Origin of the sequence: Devosia sp. ZB163, from assembly GCF_028613635.1 — a bacterium.
GTDB lineage: Bacteria > Pseudomonadota > Alphaproteobacteria > Rhizobiales > Devosiaceae > Devosia_A.
The window spans coordinates 1-19,192 of record NZ_JAQRMY010000002.1 but is presented as its reverse complement, the minus strand read 5'-3'; the positions used below and the strand labels follow the sequence as shown (position 1 = coordinate 19,192).

The following is a 19,192-nucleotide window of genomic DNA, read 5'->3' as shown; positions in this document are numbered from 1 at the left end:
GCCGCTGCACCACAGCTTTGTGAGACGGCAGCATTTGCGGATCGGCGCGCCGATCGCCATATCATGCGCCGAACGGAGATTCCCCCATGAGCGAGACTTTCAAGGTTCAGAAGACCGACGACGAGTGGCGGGCGCAGCTCAGCCCCGACCTCTACCGCATCGCCCGTGAGCATGGCACCGAGCGGGCGTGGTCGCACCTCTACAACACGGAGAAGCGCGACGGCATGTACTACTGCGCCGCCTGCGGCGTCCCGCTCTTTTCGTCAGATACCAAGTACGAGTCGGGTTCGGGCTGGCCGAGCTTCTTCAAGCCGATCGAGGGCGCCATCGGCGAGAACGTCGACCGCTCGCACGGCATGGTCCGGGTCGAGGCCCACTGCGCCAACTGCGGTGCTCACCTCGGCCACGTCTTCCCCGATGGGCCCAACCCCACCGGCCAGCGCTACTGCATGAACGGCACCAGCCTCAAGTTCGAGCCCGAGGCCTCCTGACCAACCGGCGACGCCGCCTCCTTCGGCCGGCGTCGCCGCTCTACCGCAAGACTTCCCCTCCTCTCCGAGCTAGAACCCGCCGCATGACCGACACCGCTCCCACGCCGCCCGTAGCCGAACGCCGCCAGCACGCCGTCACCAACCACGGCATCACCCGGCAGGATCCCTATCACTGGCTACGCGCGGAGAACTGGCAGCAGGTCATGCAGGAGCCCGACACGCTCCCCGCCGATATCAGGGCCTATGTCGAGGCCGAGAACGCCTATTTCGCCGAGGCTTTCGAGACACCGCACGAGGCGCTCACCGAGACCATCTACCGCGAGATCCGCGGCCGCATCAAAGAGGACGAGTCCGGCATTCCGTCCGCCGATGGCGCCTGGGCCTACAACTCGCGCATGGAAGAGGGACGGCAGTACCCCATCCTCGTGCGCACGCCGCGCGACGGCGGCGAGGAGCAGATCCTGCTCGACTGCAACGCCGAGGCCGGCGACGACTATTTCGGCTTCGGCGGCGGCGACCACGACCCGTCGCATCGCTGGCTCGCCTGGAGCGCGGACCGCCAGGGCAGCGAGTACTACACGCTGCACATCCGCGACATGGAGACGGGCAAGGATACGGGCGAGATCCTCGAAGACATCGCCGGCGGTGGCGTCTGGTCCGCCGATTCCAGGGCCATCTATTATTCCGAGTACGACGACAATCACCGGCCCTTCCGCGTCCGCCGCCACATCGTGGGGACGCCGCAGTCGGAGGACGAAATCGTCTACGAGGAGAAGGATCCGGGCTTCTTCGTCGGCGTCGACGAGACGCTCAACCGCAAGTACATCGTCATCGACGCGCACGACCACCAGACATCGGAATTCTGGCTGATCGACGCCGTGAAGGGTGGTGCTCCGCGCCTCGTTGCGCCGCGCGTCACCGACCGCGAGTACGACATCGAGGAGCGCGACGGCGTCTTCTACATTCTCACCAATGCCGAGGGTGCCGAGGACTTCAAGATCGTCACCGTCTCGGCCGAAGACCCGGCGGCCGAGAACTGGGTCGACCTCGTGCCGCACCGGCCGGGCGTGCTGGTCCTCGATATCATCCTGCTCCAGCACCACCTCGTGCGCCTCGAGCGCTTCGAAGGCCTGCCGCGCATCGTCGTGCGCAACCTCGACGATGGCGAAGAGTGGACGGTGAAGTTCGACGAGGAGGCCTATGCCCTCGGTATGTCGGCCGGCTACGAGTTCGACACCCGGACCATCCGCTTCACCTATTCGTCGCCGACGACCCCGTCGCGGACCTACGACCTCGACCTCGTGACGCGCGAGCGCACCCTGCTCAAGGAGCAGGAGGTCCCGTCCGGGCACAACCCGGCCGACTACGAGACAAAGCGCATCTTCGCCACGGCCAAGGACGGCGAGCGCGTGCCGGTGACGCTGCTCTACCGCAAGGGCCTCAAGCTCGACGGCTCCGCCCCTGCCCTGCTCTATGGCTACGGCGCCTATGGCATGGCCATGCCCGCCGGTTTCTCGGTGGGCAAGCTCAGCCTCGTCGACCGTGGCTTCGTCCATGCCACCGCGCATATCCGGGGCGGCATGGACAAGGGCTACGCCTGGTACAAGAACGGCCGCCGCGAGCACAAGGTGAACACGTTCACCGATTTCATCGCCGCCGCCGAGACGCTGATCGAGCTCGGATACACCAGCAAGCACCGCATCGTCGCCGAGGGCGGCTCGGCCGGTGGCCTGCTCATGGGCGCCATTGCCAACATGCGGCCCGATCTCTGGGCCGGCGTCATCGCCGAGGTGCCCTTTGTCGACGTGCTGAACACCATGCTCGACGCGACGCTGCCGCTCACGCCGCCCGAATGGCCGGAATGGGGCAACCCCATCACCGATCGCGCCGCCTACGACCGCATCGCCGGCTACGCGCCCTACGAACAGGTCGCTGCCATCGAGTATCCGCCCATCTTCGCGCTGGCCGGCCTCACCGATCCGCGGGTCACCTACTGGGAGCCGGCCAAGTGGGTCGCCAAGCTCCGCGCTACCAAGCTCGGCAGCGCTCCCCTCTATCTCAAGACGCACATGGGCGCGGGCCATGGCGGAGCGTCCGGCCGCTTCGACCAGCTCAAGGAAACCGCGCTCGGCTATGCCTTTGCCCTTTCCTGCGTGGGATTGGCATAAATGGTCTGAAAGCAGGAATTGTTGAGCAAAGGCAAAGGGCCTATATCGGTGCCAGCCCAGCGGCCACAGTCCTAACTACTTGTCCTACAAGGAGGCTTCCAGAATGGCTTACGAACTCCCACCCCTGCCCTACGCCTATGATGCCCTCGGGCCGTACATGAGCGCCGAGACGCTCGAATTCCACCACGACAAGCACCATCAGGCCTATGTCACCAACGGCAACAAGCTTGCCGAGGGCAAGGGTCTCGAAGTGCTCGAGCTGGAGGACGCGGTGAAGGAGGTGTTCGGCAAGGATCCGGCGCTCTTCAACAACCTGGGCCAGCACTACAACCACGTGCATTTCTGGAACTGGATGAAGCCCAATGGCGGCGGCGGTGCCTCCAAGGTCCCGGCGGCGCTGATCAAGGCGATCGATTCCGACCTCGGCGGCTTCGACAAGTTCCGCGCCGATTTCATCAATGCCGGCACCACCCAGTTCGGTTCGGGCTGGGCGTGGCTGAGCCTCAAAGACGGCAAGCTCCAGGTGACCAAGACCGCCAATGGCGAGTCGCCGCTGGTCCACGGCAATGCCAAGCCGCTGCTCGGCGTCGACGTGTGGGAGCACTCCTACTACATCGACTACCGCAACGCGCGCCCGAAGTACCTCGAGGCCTGGTTCGACAACCTGGTCAACTGGGAGCACGTCGAGTTCCTGTTCGACGAAGCCCGCTGAGCGCAGTTCGCCCATCGAGACATCAAGGCCCGCTCCGGCGGGCCTTTTTCTTTGTGCCCCGCTTCCCCGGCGCAGCGCGCGATGGTAACAATTGGTTAACCATAACGCGCAGAAGCGCGGGAGAGAGCCCGTGGCCGAACTGTCTCGCACGATTGCCGTCCTCGTCGCCAACCCGGCGCTGAGCTCGATCCTCAGCATGGTGCTGGCTTCCGTCCCGAGCTACCGCGTGCGCCCGTTCGACTCGGAGCTCGCGCTCGTCACCTACATGCGGCTGGCACCGGTCGATATCGTCGTCACCGATTTCGACAGCGCTTCGGCCCGCGCCGACCTCGTGACACGCGACCTGCGCGCCGACAGCGCCATTCCCTTCCGCGAGTACCAGGTGATTGCGCTCGCCAGCGAGGTCTCGCCCGAGACCAAGAACCTCTGCATCGCCTCCGGCATCGACGAAGTGATCGTCAAGCCGATGTCGCCGCGCTACCTCGTCGAGCGCGTGCGTTCACGCCTCGCCCGCCGCGGCCCGACTGCACGCGGCGACCGCGACGAAGGTCGCCCACGTCCCGATTTCTCGCAGTACGGAAACGTCATCCCGCTCTGGACGCGCGAACGGCCCTTGCCGACGACACACTGAGCCGAGTGGCTAACTCGCGACGTTCAGCGCCCAGGCGACCTTGTTCCACAGGTCGTCCACGCTGTCGGTGAACACCACGATCCGGTCCGAGTGATCGACCGAGTGGCTCAGCACATCCGTCACCATGCCACGCATCGCCTCGAAGGCGCGGTGGTGGTTCAGCAGCACGACCGGCTTGCCGCTCGCCCCTGCCCCGGTCCGCACCCAGGTACGATAGAGCGCGGCCGCTGAAGCCAGCGATCCGGGCAACCCCACGAAGGCCTGAGCCAGTTCGCCGACACGGCGTATGCGCTCCTCCGGATCGTCGATCCGCTCCACCGGCACCTCGCTCAGCGCGGCCGGCGCCTGAAAGCCGGCATCGGCAACGATCAGAACTTCGCCGCCGGCCGCGCGCGCGCTCGTGATCAGCGGGATGGCGTCCAGCGTCTCGTCCGCGAGGCAGATGATCCGGACCCCATGACGGGCAAGGATCGTCCCCGCCTGGGCCATGATCGAGCCGCGCTCGGCATCACCCGGGCCCTTGTCCGACGCGAAGACTGCCAGTGCCGGGATGGCCGTTGCCACGCTACCGGCCACGGGTGAGGCCGCCAAGGATGCCGCGGACCAGCGCCCGACCGAGGCCGGAGGCCATGCTGCGACTGAACGAGGTGACAGCGGCTTCTACCGGGTCCTGCCGGGTCGAGCGGCGCGGCTGGGCGGCGCGCTCGGCCTTGGCTCGCGCGGCCGCCTCCTTGGCTTCGAGTTCGGCCTGCTTCTGGGCTGCTTCCGCCGCCTGGCGCTCCGCGGCCTTCTTGGTCAGCACCTCGAAGGCGGAATCGCGATCGACCATCGTGTCGTAGACGCCGGCGACCGGCGAATTGGCCATGAGGCTGCGGCGCTCCTCGGGAAGGATCGGCCCCACCTGCCCCGATGGCGGCCGGATCAGCGTCCGCCCGACGATCGAGGGCACGCCCTTCTCCTCGAGCACCGAGACCAGCGCCTCGCCGATGCCGAGCTGGGTGATGACCTCCTCGGTCGAGAAGTCGGGGTTGGGCCGGAAGGACTCCGCCGCCATCCGCACCGCCTTCTGTTCCTTGGGCGTATAGGCCCGGAGCGCGTGCTGCACGCGGTTGGAGAGTTGGGCCAGCACGCTGTCGGGAATATCGGCCGGGTTCTGCGTGACGAAATAGACGCCCACGCCCTTGGAGCGCACGAGCTTGACCACCTGCTCGACCTTGTCGATCAGCGCCTTGGGCGCATCGTCGAACAGCAGGTGCGCCTCGTCGAAGAAGAAGACGAGCTTGGGCCGATCCGGATCGCCCACCTCGGGCAGTACCTCGAACAGCTCCGACAGCAGCCAGAGCAGAAACGTCGCGTAGAGCCGCGGCGAGCGCATCAGCTCGTCGGCGGCCAGCACCGAGACGAAGCCCTTGCCGTCGACGGTCGTCCGCATCAGGTCGCGGATATCGAGCGCCCGCTCGCCGAAGAACTGGTCGCCGCCCTGCTGCTCGAGCACCAGCAGCGAACGCTGCACCGCGCCAACCGTCGCCGAGGCGACGTTGCCGTACTGCACCGAGATATCCTTGGCGTTGTTGGCGATCTCCACCAGCAGCGCGCGCAGGTCCTTGAGGTCCAGCAGCAGCAGGCCGTTGTCGTCGGCGAACTTGAAGGCGATGTTGAGCACGCCCTCCTGGGTGTCGTTGAGGTCGAGGATGCGGCTCAGGAGCAGCGGCCCCATCTCCGAGATAGTGGTCCGCACGGGATGGCCCTGCCGCCCGAACAGGTCCCAGAAGATGGTTGGAAACTTGTCCGCCCGGTAGTCGGTGAAGCCGATCTCCTCGGCACGCTTGACCTGCCAGTCGAGCATCTTGCCCATGGCGGCGATGCCAGAAAGGTCGCCCTTGATGTCGGCTGCGAACACCGGCACGCCCGCCGCCGAGAAGCCTTCCGCCAGCGTCTGAAGCGTCACCGTCTTGCCCGTGCCCGTCGCGCCGGTGACCAGCCCGTGGCGGTTGCCGAACTTGAGCGCCAGGTACTCCGGGCGGGTGCTGTTGCCGAGATAGATCTTGTCGGGAAGGAGCATGACACCTCACGAGGATTCGGTACGCCGGATGCGATCTCTATAGCTTCCACGCGAGGGGGTGCCAAATGAAAGCAGGTTGTGGACGTCCGGCGATGGTGCCGCAGTCGCCATTTCCCATTGGGCACCATTTCTCTACACTCGCGGCGCCATGCGTCATCCGAGCCGCCGACACATCCTTGCGACCCTTGCCGCGCTGCCGCTGGCCGGGACCGCGCTCGCCCAGTCGCTGGACCCCGCGAGCCTCAACCTCTCCACGAACAGCCTCGACGACCAGAGCGGGCCGCTGCAGGAAGCGCTGCTTCGCGCCGCCGGCGAGGGGCGACGGCTGTTCCTGCCTCCGGGCACGTACTACGTGCAGAACCTGCAGGTGCCGGGGAACATCGCTGTCGAGGGCATTGCCGGCAGCACCATCCTCGCCGCCGTCGGCGACGCGCCGATCCTTCGAATTGCGGGAAGCGCCCGGGTCGACATAAGCGGCCTTACCTTCACGCGGGGTAACGGCGGCCCTTCCGGCGCGGACCGGGGCCTCGTCGAAGTCGAGGCGAGCGACCATGTCGCGATCACGAACTGCACCTTCGTGGGCGGCGCGGCCAACGGTCTCGTCGTGCGCGACGCAGCGGCCAATATCGAGGACTGCGACTTCACCGGTCACGCACTCGCAGCGATCCTCTCGATCGACAGCCGCGGCCTGAACATCGGGTTCAACAGCATCACCAAGTGCGGCAATGGCGGCATCCTGATCTGGGGCAGCCAGAACCGGCATGACGGGTCGATCGTCTCGAGCAACACGATCACCGGCATCGGCACGTCCAACGGTGGCAACGGGCAGAACGGCAACGGCATCAACGTTTTCCGCTGCAACGACGTGATCGTCGCCAACAACCAGATCGCCGATTGCGCCTTCACGGCTGTTCGCCTCAACTCGACCAACAATGTCGCCGTCACCGGCAACGTCTGCCGCAATTCGGGAGAGGTGGCGATCTTCTCCGAGTTCGCCTTCACGGGCTCGGTCATCGCCAACAACGTCATCGACGGCGCGGCGGCCGGCATCTCGATCACCAATCTCGACAGCAAGGGCCGACTCGCGGTCTGCTCGGGCAACGTCGTGCGGAACATCTTCGAACGTTCCAAGGTCAACCCCGACACGCGCCCGGTTGGCATCTATGTCGAGGCCGACACGAACGTCTCCGGAAATACGGTCGACAATGTCCCCGGCTTCGGCATCCTCGCCGGCAACGGTCCGTTCCTGCAGAACGTCGCCATCGCCGACAACGTGCTCACCGGCACGCGCATCGGCATCGGCGTCAGCGTCGTCGACAACCCGCCGGTCGGCAACGTCACCATTACGGGCAACGTCATCGCCAAGCCCTCCGAGCATGCCATCGCCGGCATGGCCTGGGACCGCGTGCTCAGCGACGACCTCATCCGCGACGCCGCGCGCTACCCGCACGTAACCCTCGGGGCCAACAGCGTCAGCTGATCACTGGCTTCCGGCCGCCACAGACCTTATGTTTGGGCGCAACAGGGGACTGACATGGCAAACCGAACATTTCACGTCAAAGCGGTGTGGGACGCAGAAGACAACCTGTTCTACGCCGAGAGCGACATCATCGGGCTGCATGTCGAGGCAGCGACCATGGCTGAGTTCGAGGCCGTCGTCATGGACGTTGCGCCCGAGTTGATCGTTGCCAACCACCTGTCAGCCTCGGATCTCGCCAATCGCCCCCTGCGCGATCTGGTTCCCGCGATTGTCTTCGAGAAGCCTCTGGCGAAAGCCAGCTAAGTGGTCGTTGGCTACTACACGACCGTGACCAAGGAACTGCGTCGCCTGGGGTTTCGTCATGCGGGAAATGCGAAGGGTTCGCACGAGAAGTGGACCAACGATCAGGGGCGCCTGCTTATCGTCCCTCGCAATCTGATGAAGCGCCACACCGCCAACGGCATCCTCAAGGACGCCGGCAGCTCTATGCACCTGTAATCGCTTCTGACCCCTACCCCTCCAGCCCCAGCGGATCCTCGTCCAATGGCCAGATCGGCCGCGGCAGGCGCTTGAACGGCAGTTGCGACCAGTCAGGATTGCTGGTTCCGGGTGTTGCGACGAATAATTGCTTGCGCGTGTTCGTAACGAACAGGTCCTTGTGCTTGTAGAGGTTCTTGATCGAGACCACCTGCTTGTCGTCGAAGCTGATGCCGTGATGCGTCAAGAGGCTGAGCGAGAAGAGGTTCGTTCTCAGCGTGGTCAGCAGCACCTCGATGCCCTCGACACGCACCACCGCAACATCGCCGATGTCGATGCGCTCGCCGGGTAGGTGGTCCTGGTAGGCGTTGCGCTTGAGGAACAGCACCTCCGCCTCGGCATCGAGCGGCGGCCCCGAGTAGGGCTCGAACTTGCCGCCGATTCTCAGCTGCAGCTTCGCGCCGACGCCGACCTGGAAGCAAATCCCGACAGCCATCGGATCCCACAGCGGCGCCACGGCGGCGTTCCGAATCCCTGCGTCGATGAAGGCTTTCAGCACATGGGTCGTGTCGCCGGGCGCACCGCTGCCGATCTGGTCGGCGGTGTCGGCGATGAGCAGCGGCTTGTCGCCCTTGATCCTGGCCTCCGCCATCGCCTCGGCAAAGGGGGTGAACGGAAGCGTCGCCTCACGGCGGATGCCGTAGAACCACTTACCGTACTTCTCGGCGGCGGCGTCGGCTATCGCCTGGTCGCCGTCGGCAACTGCGAGCATCTTTGCCCCGGCCAGCGGCACGTCCGCCCATGGGAAGCCGTGGTTCAGCGACAGCGAGAGGATGCCGTCCTTGCCCTCGGCCTCGATGATTGCGGACGAGAACTCGATCATCGGCCCCTCCATCGTGGTGGGGAACAGGCCCATCGTCCGGCAGTCGAACAGCGCCATCTTCGGGTCGATCTCGCCGGCCAGCAGGCGGCGCATCAGGTCGAACAGGTCTTCGGCGCGCTCGGCGTGGTCGATATGCGGATAGGTCTTGTAGATGACGATGAGGTCGGAGGCATCGACCAGCGTGTCGTCGACATGGCCATGCAGGTCGAGCTCGACGCCGATCCTGGTCCGATCCCCCACCTGGGCCCGGATCCGGCTCACGAGGTCGCCCTCGCAATCGTCATAGCCGTACGCAACCATCGCGCCGTGGAGATAGAGCAGGACCGCATCCACCTCGCCCGCTGCCGCCAGGTCGGCGAGGATGCGATCGCGCATCGCCTCGTAGTCCTCTTTGACCGTCGGACCGGCAGGGTTGGCAAAGGCGAAAAGGCTCTGCACCACGTCCCATCCCAGTTCCTGGCCGCGCTTCAGCCAGATCTGGGCGGGTGCCGACCATGGTGACGCCGGCAGCGTCTCGATCTGCCCCTCGTTCCACATGCAGGACTTGAAGTCGTCGATCCCCGTCGGGAACGAAGCGAAGGTGTTCGTCTCGGTCCCGAGCGTAGCGATGAACAGGCGCATGTGTGGCTCCCCAGCGTGATCGGGGGAGCCTAGGAACTCGGTGCCGGGAGGGTCAACGCCCCGCCGTTCCGCCTCAAGGAACTACAGCGCTCCGGCGAGGCGCATCTCGCCGACCTCGAAGCCGCGGACATTCTTGATAATCTGCCGGGAGAACCTGTCGAGCACAGCGCGCTGGGCGTCGTCCGGCTCGGCGTAGCGCAGGAGCAGGTTGGCAACGAGGGTCTGGCTCGCCAGCATGTTGCCGTCGTCGATCTTGAGGGCATAGCCCCAGCCGCGATCGCGAATGGCGCCGCACTGCACGCCTTCGGCCCCGCCCTTCTGCATGACGCGGCCACCGAAGGCCTCCATCACCAGTGTATCGAGGTGCCCGGTCCCGGCGACCAGCAATGGATGCGACGTGGCAGCATCGAAGACCCTGTGCGCAGCGGCCGCCATATCCTCCGGAAGCCCGTCCCCAGTCGACATGCGGGCAAAGCCGCGGGCGAAGGCGCTGAGCGGTGCTGCCCAGGTCGGAATCGAGCAGCCGTCGGTGCCGCAGCGGTCCTCGCTGAGCGTTTCGCCGACCACGGTCTCGATGGCGCGCCGGACGGCAACCTGCACGGGGTGCTCGCGGCCGACATAGCCGTGGGTATCCACCCCCAGCGCCCGCGCCACAGACAGCATGCCGGAGTGCTTGCCCGAGCAGTTGTTGTGAAGCTGGCTCGGCTCGCGCCCCTCACGCCGCAGCGCCTCGCGGGCGCGGGCGTTGGATGGCTGGTGCGCACCGCATTCGAGATCGTCCGGCCCGAGCCCGACATGGGCGAGGAAGTTGGTCACGCCGAGCACATGCACATCCTCGCCGTGGTGCGAGGCGCAGGCCAATGCCAGTTCCTCGTCGGAGATGGCGAAGCGCTCGATGGCGCCCGATGACACCATGGCCAGCGCCTGCATCGACTTGATGGCCGAGCGGGGAAACACCGGACGGGCAATGTCTCCCGCCGAGGCGATGATGGTGCCGTTGGCGTCGGCGATCACGAAGGCGGCGCGGTGCCGGTTCTCGACAAAGTTGCCGCGCGTCTGCTCGATGAGTATTGGGTTGGCGTCCAAGGTCGGTGTCCGAAGCAAAGAAAAAGGCCCGGAGGTTCCTAGGAACGTCCGGGCCATCAAGTCAATCTATTCGAGGTCAGTCAAAGGCACGTGTGCATGGGTAGTCGTCGGAGGGCGGGCGCCGCGGGAGGAGCGGCGCGCCGGGAAATCAGATGTCCCAGTCGTAGGCGAACTTCAGGAACTTGGCGTTGACCCAGCCCTTGGTGTCCTGCTGCTCGACGAGGCACCAGTCGGAGCCGCCCTGCGGGGCGATGATGCAGCGCTCGACCCAGACGGAGGTCTTGGGTTCGAAGGCGCCGACCTTCTGCGAGTAGGAGGCGGGCCACTTGCGGGCGTTCAGCACGTCCCACTTCTTGACGCCGACGATCTTGGCGGGGCTCTCGACATCGTAGCCGGCGGCGAGCGCAGGTTGCACGGCGAAGGCGGCGACGCTTGCGATGATCAGGCCCGCGAGGGTCGCGACCAGCAGCTTTTCCTGGGACTTGTTCATGGTGGCATCCTCTCGAGGGGCCGGAGTTCGATCTGTTGCTGTGAACATGCATCGGCTCGATTGAACCCGCACTGAGCCCGTCATTCAGAACTCGTTCATCGCAGTGGCAAGGTCGGGGCAGAAAAGCGAAAGGCGGGACCGGGGTCCCGCCTCTTCAACCGGCCGTTGGCCCAAATCAGTCGCCGAAGCGGTGCACGTAGAGGCTGATGGTGTCCTCACCCATCATCCGCACGGCAAACACGTCGCTGGCGAAGTAGCCCTTGTCGCTCAGCACGTCGACGAGCACGTCGTTCTGGGCGATGGTGGTGCGCAGGTAGGCGGCATTGCCGTCCGAGCGCATCAGGTCGGCGGTGGGGCAGAACTCGGTGACCCACACGCGATAGTGGTTGTCGATGCCACGCACCTGGGCCGGGAACACGCGCTTCAGGTGCCCGAGCTGATCGCCACAGCGGTCGGGAGTGGAAGAGGATCCCCCGCACTGCCCGTTGGGACATGTGGAGTCGGGAAGCACCTGTGCGTTGACCGGGGCTGAAGCGAACGAAGTCAGCGCAACGGCGGCGAAGGCGGCGGCGAGCATAAGCTTGGTCATTTCGGTCTCCTGATTTGTGCTGCGGGCATCGGCCCGCGCATGTCTTGGTCCATTTCGAACGGAGGCGACCCGCCTCCTGACACTGAAAGCGAACCTGCGCTCCGCGCCTTGAACCGGCAGTGACGCGCGCGTTCAGGCTCGTGACAGAATGGCCCCCGGGCGTGCTAGGCTGAGGCAAATCACTGCGGAGGGAGTGGGAATGGCAAAGGTTCTGGTGACGGGCGGCAGCGGCAAGCTCGGCAAGGCGGTGCTCAAGGACCTCGTCGCCAACGGCTACTCTGTCCTCAATGTCGACCAGGTCGTGCCCAGGGATCCCATCTGCCCGACCGTCCGCGTGGACCTAACCGACTTCGGTCAGGTGGCGCAGGCGATCCTCGGCGGTATCGACGAGAAGAAGGGGCCGTTCGACGCCGTCGTGCACCTCGCCGCCATTCCGGCGCCCGGGCTGTTCGCCAACAGCCGGACGTTCGCCAATAACGTGCCCACCACGTACAACGTGTTCGAGTCCTGCCGTCTCGCCGGCATCAAGAACGTCGTCTTCGCCTCGAGCGAGACCGTACTCGGTCTCCCCTTCGAAACTCCCCCGCCCTATGTGCCGATCGACGAGGAGTACTTTCCGCGCCCGGAAACGGCCTATGCGCTCGGTAAGCTGCTCGACGAGACCATGGCGGCCCAGTTCTGCCGCTGGGACCCCGAACTCAAGATCGTGGGCCTGCGCTTCTCGAACGTCATGGACGTCGAGGACTACAAGGCGTTCCCGTCCTTCGACGCCGACCCCAAGCTGCGCAAGTGGAACCTCTGGGGCTACATCGACGCGCGCGACGGCGCGCAGGCCGTGCGCCGCGGCATCGAGGCCGAGTTCAAGGGCTTCGAGCCCTTCATCATCGCCAACCACGACACGGTGATGAGCCGCTCCAACATGTCGCTGATGGCCGAGGTGTTCCCCAAGGTGCCGCACAAGCGCGAGCTGAGCCAGAACGGCACCCTGCTCTCCATCGACAAGGCGCGGCGCATGCTGGACTACAATCCGCAGCATAGCTGGCGGAACCACGTCTGATATCAACGCATGGTGATTTGCCGCATTCTGGGCCAAGGTGAAGCGTTGCTAGCGTCAAACTACCCGGATCGCTGGAGCCGCTAGTGGTCGCCTATATCCTCCGACGCATCCTGCTGATGATCCCGACACTGTTCGGGATCATGGTCGTCTCCTTCGTGATCGTGCAGTTCGCGCCGGGTGGACCGGTCGAGCAGATGATCGCGCAGATGAGCGGGCAGAACGTTGCCGCCACTGAGCGCGTTACCGGCAGCGAGGCGGGGGACTTCGCCGGCCAGCAGATGCCACGGGCCCAGGATTCCACGGAGGTATCGACCTACCGCGGCGCCCGCGGTCTCAGGCCAGAGATCATCGCGCGCATCGAGAAGCAGTTCGGCTTCGACAAGCCGCCGCTCGAGCGCTTCGTCTCGATGATGTGGAACTACATCCGCTTCGATTTCGGCGAGAGCTACTTCCGCGACATCTCGGTCATCGACCTCATCAAGGAGAAGCTGCCGGTCTCGATCACGCTCGGTCTCTGGATGACCCTGCTCGGCTACGGCGTCTCGATTCCGCTCGGCATCGCCAAGGCCATCCGCGACGGCACCCGGTTCGACGTCTGGACCTCATCGATCGTTATCGTCGGCTACGCTCTGCCGGGCTTCCTCATCGCCGTGCTGCTGATCGTGCTTTTCGCCGGGGGCAGCTTCTGGGACATCTTTCCCCTGCGCGGGCTGGTCTCGGAGAACTGGGCCAGCCTGCCCTGGTACCAGCAGATCCTCGACTACCTCTGGCACATCACCCTGCCGATCATCGCCATGGCGATCGGCGGTTTCGCCACCGTGACGCTGCTCACCAAGAACTCCTTCCTCGAGGAGATCCGCAAACAGTACGTGGTCACCGCGCGCGCCAAGGGGCTCAGCGAGAGGCAAGTGCTGTACCGGCACGTCTTCCGCAACGCCATGCTGCTCATCATCGCTAGTTTCCCGGCCGCGTTCATCTCGGCCTTCTTCGGCGGCTCGCTGCTGATCGAGACGATCTTCTCACTCGACGGGCTGGGGCTGCTCGGCTTCCAGTCCGTCCTCAACCGCGACTACTCGGTAGTGTTCGCCACGCTCTTCATTTTCTCGCTTCTTGGGCTGGTGATCGGCCTCGTGTCCGACCTCATGTACATGTGGGTCGATCCCCGGATCGACTTCGAGAACCGGGAGGTCTGATGCACGCCACGCTCGCGGGCATCCGCACCCCATTCGTGGCCTTTGCCCCGGCCGAGCACGCTCGGTCGGCACCGCGCCTCTCTCCCATCAACCAGCGCCGGCTGAAGATCTTCAACGCCAACAAGCGTGGCGTGTGGTCACTGTGGATCTTCCTCGTGCTGTTCATCATCACGATGTTCGCCGAGCTCATCGCCAATGATCGTCCGCTGGTCGCCAGCTACAGGGGCGAGTTGCTCTTTCCGGTGGTCGTCAACTATCCCGAGAGCAAGTTCGGCGGCTTCCTCGCCGAGACGATCTACCGCGATCCCTTCATCGCCGACGAGATCAACGCCAATGGCTGGATGATCTGGCCGCCCATCCGCTACTCCTACTCCACTGTCGATGAATCCCTGGCCGGCGCGGTACCATCGAAGCCGAGCTGGCTGCAGACGGTCGAGGAGCGCTGTGGCGGCTATCCGCTGGGTCCCGCCGACCCATCCTGCACCATCGGCAACTTCCACTGGCTCGGCACCGACGACCAGGGCCGAGACGTGATGGCGCGCCTGATCTACGGCTTCCGCATCTCGGTGCTGTTCGGCCTGATCCTCACGGTGCTGTCCTCCATCGTCGGGGTTGGCGCGGGAGCACTGCAGGGCTATCTGGGCGGCTGGGTCGATCTCACGGCGCAGCGCGTCATCGAGGTCTGGACCTCGATCCCCTCGCTCTATCTGCTGCTCATCATTTCGAGCGTCATAGCGCCCAGCTTCTGGGTGCTGCTTGGCATCCTCCTGCTTTTCTCGTGGACAGCGCTGGTCGGCATCGTACGGGCGGAATTCCTGCGCGCCCGCAACTTCGAGTACGTGGCGGCGGCGCGGGCCCTGGGGGTCTCAAACGGCCGCATCATGCTGGCGCACCTGCTGCCCAACGCCATGGTGGCGACGCTCACCTTCATGCCGTTCATCCTCGCCGGCTCCGTAACAACGCTGACCGCGCTCGACTTCCTCGGCTTCGGCCTCCCGGTCGGGTCGCCCTCGCTGGGTGAGTTGCTGGCACAGGGCAAGGAGAACCTCTCTGCCTGGTGGCTGGGTCTCACGGGCTTCTTCACCGTTTCCATCATCCTCACACTCCTCGTCTTCATCGGCGAGGCGGTGCGCGACGCGTTCGATCCGCGCAAGACCTTCGCGGGGCGCGCATGAACGAGCCCCTGCTCCGCATCGATGACCTCCACGTCGACTTCGCCACCGAGCATGGCAAGTCTCACGCAGTCCGGGGCGTCTCCTTCCACATCCAGCCCGGCCAGACGGTGGCTCTCGTCGGCGAAAGCGGCTCCGGAAAATCGGTCACGGCGCTCTCCGTGCTCCGGCTCCTCCCCTATCCCGCCGCCTCGCACCCCAAGGGCCGCATCCTCTACGGCGGCCAGGACCTGCTCAGCCTCGACGACCATGGCATCCGCGCAGTGCGCGGCAACGACATCTCGATGATCTTCCAGGAGCCGATGAGCTCGCTGAACCCGCTCCACACCGTCGAGCGGCAGGTCAGCGAAGCACTCATCCTCCACCGCGGCATGCGTCGGTCCGCCGCCCGTGCCCGCACCATCGAACTGCTCACTGAAGTCGGCATCCCCGACCCGGCGTCGCGCCTCGGCGATTTCCCGCACCAGCTCTCCGGCGGCCAGCGCCAGCGCGTGATGATCGCCATGGCGCTCGCGAACGAACCCAAGCTCCTCATCGCCGATGAGCCGACCACGGCGCTCGACGTCACCATCCAGGCGCAGATCCTCGAGTTGCTCATGTCGCTGCAGAAGAAGCGCGGCATGGCGATCCTCTTCATCACGCATGACCTGCAGATCGTTCGCCGCATGGCCGAGATCACGCATGTGATGACCGAGGGCAAGATCGTCGAGTCCGGGCCGACCGAAGCCATCTTCGCCAACCCGCAGCACTCCTACACGCGCAAGCTCCTCGCCGCCGAGCCCAAGGGCCAGCCACCCGCTACCGATGCTTCGGCACCGCCCATCGTCAGCGCCGAGAAGCTGCGCGTCTGGTTCCCGATCAAGCGTGGCCTGCTGCGCCGCACGGTCGGCCACATCAAGGCCGTGGACGATGTGGACGTAGCCATCCGCCGGGGCGAAACGCTCGGCGTCGTTGGCGAGTCCGGCTCCGGCAAGACGACGCTCGGGCGCGCCCTGCTCCGGCTGGTCTCTTCGGAAGGGCGCATCGTCTATCTGGGCCGCGACGTCGACAAGCTCTCCTGGCGTGCCATGCGCCCGCTGCGCAAGGACATGCAGATCGTCTTCCAGGATCCGTTCGGCTCACTGAGCCCGCGCATGGCTGTCGCCGAGATCGTTGCCGAGGGCCTGAGCGTCCATGCTCCGCAGCTCTCGCCGGCCGACCGCGATGCGCGGGTTGCGCAGGCGCTCACCGAGGTCGGGCTAGATCCGGCCGACGGCAGCCGCTATCCGCACGAGTTCTCGGGCGGGCAGCGCCAGCGCATCGCCATCGCCCGCGCCATGGTGCTGGAGCCCAAATTCGTCGTCCTCGACGAGCCCACTTCGGCCCTCGACATGAGCGTGCAGGCCCAGGTCGTCGACCTGCTGCGCGAGCTCCAGCGCCGCCACGGGCTCACATACCTGTTCATCTCCCATGACCTGCGTGTCGTCCGGGCGCTCGCCAACGAACTCATGGTCATGCGCGGCGGCAAGGTGGTCGAGCACGGCCCTGCCGCCGACATATTTGCCGCCCCGAAATCCGAGTACACCCGCGCGCTGATGGCTGCGGCCTTCCGCGTCGAGGCTGCGCAATCGGCCGAGGTGGCCCAGTGAGCCATCACCCGCTAGTCTCGCCCCACAAGCCCTCAAGAGGACAGAGGCCCGTCATGCATCTCGCCAAGTTCGCCTCACTCGCCTTCGCCGCGCTGGTCGCGCTCTCGCCCGCCATCGCCCAGGACAAGGTCTGGCATCATGGCGGCTCGCTGATCGGCGAACCGAAGTACCCGGAAGGGTTCAAGCAGTTCGACTATGTAAATCCCGATGCCCCGGTCGGCGGCATGGTGCGGCTCAGCGACATGGGTGGGTTCGACACGTTCAACCCGATCCTGCCCGAGGGCGAGGTGGCGACCGGCCTCGGCCTCGTCTATGAAACGCTGACCAGCCCCTCGCTCGACGAGACGTCGACGGCCTATGGCAACCTGGCCGAGGCCTTCAGCTACCCCGACGACTATTCGTCGGTCACCTTCCGGATGAACCCGCGCGCCAAGTGGGCGGATGGCGAGCCGGTGACGGCCGAGGACGCCGTCTGGTCCTTCAACAAGGCCATCGAGCTCAGCCCGAACCAGGCCAATTACTACGCCAACGTGAAATCAGCCGAGGTGACCGCACCTGGCGAGGTCACGTTCACGTTCGACCAGACGGGCAATCGCGAGCTGCCGCAGATCATGGGCCAGCTCCTCGTCCTGCCGCAGCACTGGTGGGAGGGCACCGGCCCCGACGGCAAGCCGCGCGACATCGGGCGGTCGACCCTCGAGCCGCCACTCGGCTCGGGCCCGTACAAGCTCGGAAGCTTCTCCGCCGGACGGTCGATCAACTACGAGCGCGACCCCAACTACTGGGGACTGACGGAGCCGTTCAACATCGGCCAGAACAACTTCCAGACCATCCGCTACGAGTTCTTCCGCGACACGACGGCCCAGTTCGAGGGCTTCAAGGGTGACGAGTTCGACTGGTGGGACGAGAACCTCGCCCTGCGCTGGCAGAACGACTACAACTTCCCCGCCGTGCAGGAAGGCCGCGTCATCAAGGAGACGTTCGAGAACCCCTACCGCAGCAGCGGCGTGATGGTCGGCTTCGTGCCCAACCTCAGGAAGCCGATGTTCCAGAGCCAGGCGCTGCGCGAGGCCATGCTCTACGCCTTCGATTTCGAGGAACTCGACAAGCTGCGCTTCTTCGGCCAGTACGACCGCATCAACAGCTTCTTCTACGGCACCGAGTTCGCCTCGTCCGGCCTGCCCGAAGGCGAGGAACTGGAGATACTCAACTCGATCAAGGACAAGGTCCCGGCCTCGGTCTTCACCACCGAGTACAAGAACCCGGTCAACGGCGATCCCACCAAGCTGCGCCAGAGCCTCAGGACCGCCAACGAGATCCTGACCAAGGCCGGCTACACGCTCAACGGCAACCAACTCGTCGATCCGAGCGGCCAGCCCGTCGCCTTCGAGATCCTGCTCAACGGTCCCACCATCGAGCCCATCGCCGCGGCTTTCCAGACCAACCTCAAGCGCCTGGGCATGAACGTGTCGATCCGTTCGGTCGACTCCCCCCAGTACATCGAGCGCGTCCAGAACCGCGATTTCGACATGATCTACACCGGCTGGTCGCAGTCGCTGTCACCGGGCAACGAGCAGCGCTTTTTCTGGGGCTCCGCGTCGGCCGACCAGGCGGACAGCTCCAACTATGCCGGCATCAAGGACCCCGGCATCGATGCGCTGATCGACAAGATCATCTTCGCCGACGACCGCGAGACGCTTATCGCCACGACCCGCGCGCTGGATCGGGTCCTGCTCGCCCACAACTTCGTGACGCCGAGCTATACCCTGCGCCGCGCCCGCATCGCCCGCTGGGACCGCTTCAGCCACCCCGACGAACTCCCCGAGTTCTCGATCGGCTTCCCCACGATCTGGTGGTGGGATGAAGCCAAGGCGGCAAAGACGGGTGCGGCGAAGAACTAGCCGGGTGCGCAGCCCCCTCGCCTTCAGGGGAGAGGGCAAGCGCAGCTTGGGAGCGCCTGCGACCTAGCGGAGCTAGGGTGAGGGGTGCAGCCTTTCGAGATGCTGGTTCATTCAGCATGTCGAGACCACCTCACCCCTCATCCGGCGCTCCGCGCCACCTTCTCCCCTAAGGGGAGAAGGAAAGAGGCGCTGGCCCCGCAAAGGCCGCGAAGACCGGGGCGGCGAAGAACTAGCCGGGTGCTCAGCCCCCTCGCCCCTCAGGGGAGAGGGCAAGCGCAGCTTGGGAGCGCCTGCGACCTAGCTGTCGTTACCAAGCAGGTTGTTCAGTCTTTGGAATGGGGTGATGCCACCGAGGGCAGCGTGTGGCCTGGTGGTGTTGTAGGCGTCGATCCAGGGGCCGATGGCCTGGTTGCGCAGGGCTGAGGATGGATAGGGTCTGGCATAGGCCCACTCGCGCAGCGAGGTCTGGATGAAGCGCTCGGCCTTGCCGTTGGTGCGTGGGGTATAGGGTCGGGTGCGGACGTGCCAGATACCGGCTTGGGTCAGGGCGC

The 19,192-nt window shown here is 65.5% G+C and carries 19 protein-coding genes; 12 read left to right on the top strand and 7 right to left on the bottom strand.

Translation table 11 applies throughout. The annotated features are described in order from the left end of the window. Nucleotides 1-86 precede the first annotated feature (86 nt). The 4 genes from msrB to PRN20_RS08275 all read left to right on the top strand — a co-directional run bounded on the left by msrB (nucleotide 87) and on the right by PRN20_RS08275 (nucleotide 4,002). Nucleotides 87-491, top strand: coding sequence for a peptide-methionine (R)-S-oxide reductase MsrB (gene msrB, locus PRN20_RS08290; protein WP_273956818.1), 405 nt, complete (start codon nucleotides 87-89; stop codon nucleotides 489-491). 83 nt (nucleotides 492-574) lie between these two features. Beyond that, complete coding sequence (locus PRN20_RS08285; RefSeq protein WP_273956817.1) at nucleotides 575-2,659, top strand: S9 family peptidase; 2,085 nt, start codon at nucleotides 575-577, stop codon at nucleotides 2,657-2,659. Between the two features lie 103 nt (nucleotides 2,660-2,762). Further along, nucleotides 2,763-3,371, top strand: coding sequence for a superoxide dismutase (locus PRN20_RS08280; protein ID WP_273956816.1), 609 nt, complete (start codon nucleotides 2,763-2,765; stop codon nucleotides 3,369-3,371). A 130-nt stretch (nucleotides 3,372-3,501) separates the two neighbouring features. Then, a complete protein-coding gene (locus tag PRN20_RS08275) occupies nucleotides 3,502-4,002 on the top strand; it encodes a hypothetical protein (RefSeq protein ID WP_273956815.1) in 501 nt (166 codons plus the stop codon). A gap of 9 nt (nucleotides 4,003-4,011) precedes the next feature. Here PRN20_RS08275 and PRN20_RS08270 read toward each other — a convergent pair whose 3' ends face one another. Further along, nucleotides 4,012-4,578: a hypothetical protein gene (locus PRN20_RS08270; protein WP_273956814.1), complete on the bottom strand. Its 567-nt coding sequence runs from the start codon at nucleotides 4,576-4,578 to the stop codon at nucleotides 4,012-4,014. Further along, on the bottom strand, nucleotides 4,568-6,064 hold the full coding sequence (locus tag PRN20_RS08265) for a helicase HerA-like domain-containing protein (protein WP_273956813.1): 1,497 nt from the start codon (nucleotides 6,062-6,064) through the stop codon (nucleotides 4,568-4,570). Before PRN20_RS08265 ends, PRN20_RS08270 begins: the two co-directional genes overlap by 11 nt. 148 nt (nucleotides 6,065-6,212) lie before the next feature. On the opposite strand from PRN20_RS08265, the gene PRN20_RS08260 reads away from it, so the two are divergent. The 3 genes from PRN20_RS08260 to PRN20_RS08250 are packed head-to-tail and all read left to right on the top strand — an operon-like array spanning nucleotide 6,213 to nucleotide 8,042. Beyond that, entirely contained in the window at nucleotides 6,213-7,544 is a 1,332-nt protein-coding gene (locus PRN20_RS08260) for a TIGR03808 family TAT-translocated repetitive protein (protein WP_273956812.1), read from the top strand. Between the two features lie 54 nt (nucleotides 7,545-7,598). Next, the gene (locus PRN20_RS08255) at nucleotides 7,599-7,847 is read left to right on the top strand and encodes a DUF1902 domain-containing protein (protein WP_273956811.1); all 249 of its coding nucleotides are present in this window, start codon (nucleotides 7,599-7,601) and stop codon (nucleotides 7,845-7,847) included. Then, entirely contained in the window at nucleotides 7,848-8,042 is a 195-nt protein-coding gene (locus PRN20_RS08250) for a type II toxin-antitoxin system HicA family toxin (protein WP_273956810.1), read from the top strand. 13 nt (nucleotides 8,043-8,055) lie between these two features. Here PRN20_RS08250 and PRN20_RS08245 read toward each other — a convergent pair whose 3' ends face one another. The 4 genes from PRN20_RS08245 to PRN20_RS08230 all read right to left on the bottom strand — a co-directional run bounded on the left by PRN20_RS08245 (nucleotide 8,056) and on the right by PRN20_RS08230 (nucleotide 11,690). Continuing rightward, entirely contained in the window at nucleotides 8,056-9,525 is a 1,470-nt protein-coding gene (locus PRN20_RS08245; protein ID WP_273956809.1) for a M81 family metallopeptidase, read from the bottom strand. Between the two features lie 81 nt (nucleotides 9,526-9,606). After that, the gene (locus PRN20_RS08240) at nucleotides 9,607-10,611 is read right to left on the bottom strand and encodes an asparaginase (RefSeq protein ID WP_273956808.1); all 1,005 of its coding nucleotides are present in this window, start codon (nucleotides 10,609-10,611) and stop codon (nucleotides 9,607-9,609) included. Nucleotides 10,612-10,759: 148 nt separating this feature from the next. Then, complete coding sequence (locus tag PRN20_RS08235) at nucleotides 10,760-11,101, bottom strand: SH3 domain-containing protein (RefSeq protein ID WP_273956807.1); 342 nt, start codon at nucleotides 11,099-11,101, stop codon at nucleotides 10,760-10,762. A 175-nt stretch (nucleotides 11,102-11,276) separates the two neighbouring features. Beyond that, a complete protein-coding gene (locus PRN20_RS08230; protein WP_273956806.1) occupies nucleotides 11,277-11,690 on the bottom strand; it encodes a hypothetical protein in 414 nt (137 codons plus the stop codon). A 199-nt stretch (nucleotides 11,691-11,889) separates the two neighbouring features. On the opposite strand from PRN20_RS08230, the gene PRN20_RS08225 reads away from it, so the two are divergent. The 5 genes from PRN20_RS08225 to PRN20_RS08205 all read left to right on the top strand — a co-directional run bounded on the left by PRN20_RS08225 (nucleotide 11,890) and on the right by PRN20_RS08205 (nucleotide 18,641). Continuing rightward, on the top strand, nucleotides 11,890-12,747 hold the full coding sequence (locus PRN20_RS08225) for an NAD-dependent epimerase/dehydratase family protein (RefSeq protein ID WP_273956805.1): 858 nt from the start codon (nucleotides 11,890-11,892) through the stop codon (nucleotides 12,745-12,747). Nucleotides 12,748-12,830: 83 nt separating this feature from the next. Beyond that, nucleotides 12,831-13,940, top strand: a complete 1,110-nt coding sequence (locus PRN20_RS08220) for a microcin C ABC transporter permease YejB (RefSeq protein WP_273956804.1) — start codon at nucleotides 12,831-12,833, stop codon at nucleotides 13,938-13,940. Then, nucleotides 13,940-15,115, top strand: coding sequence for an ABC transporter permease (locus PRN20_RS08215; RefSeq protein WP_273956803.1), 1,176 nt, complete (start codon nucleotides 13,940-13,942; stop codon nucleotides 15,113-15,115). Before PRN20_RS08220 ends, PRN20_RS08215 begins: the two co-directional genes overlap by 1 nt. Beyond that, nucleotides 15,112-16,740 (top strand): ABC transporter ATP-binding protein, encoded by a 1,629-nt coding sequence (locus tag PRN20_RS08210; RefSeq protein WP_273956802.1) that lies wholly within the window; start codon nucleotides 15,112-15,114, stop codon nucleotides 16,738-16,740. Before PRN20_RS08215 ends, PRN20_RS08210 begins: the two co-directional genes overlap by 4 nt. Nucleotides 16,741-16,793: 53 nt before the next feature. After that, complete coding sequence (locus PRN20_RS08205) at nucleotides 16,794-18,641, top strand: extracellular solute-binding protein (protein ID WP_273956801.1); 1,848 nt, start codon at nucleotides 16,794-16,796, stop codon at nucleotides 18,639-18,641. Between the two features lie 297 nt (nucleotides 18,642-18,938). Here the strand turns inward: PRN20_RS08205 and PRN20_RS08200 are convergent. Next, on the bottom strand, nucleotides 18,939-19,192 hold a 254-nt coding region (locus PRN20_RS08200), incomplete at its 5' end, for an integrase core domain-containing protein (RefSeq protein ID WP_273956800.1).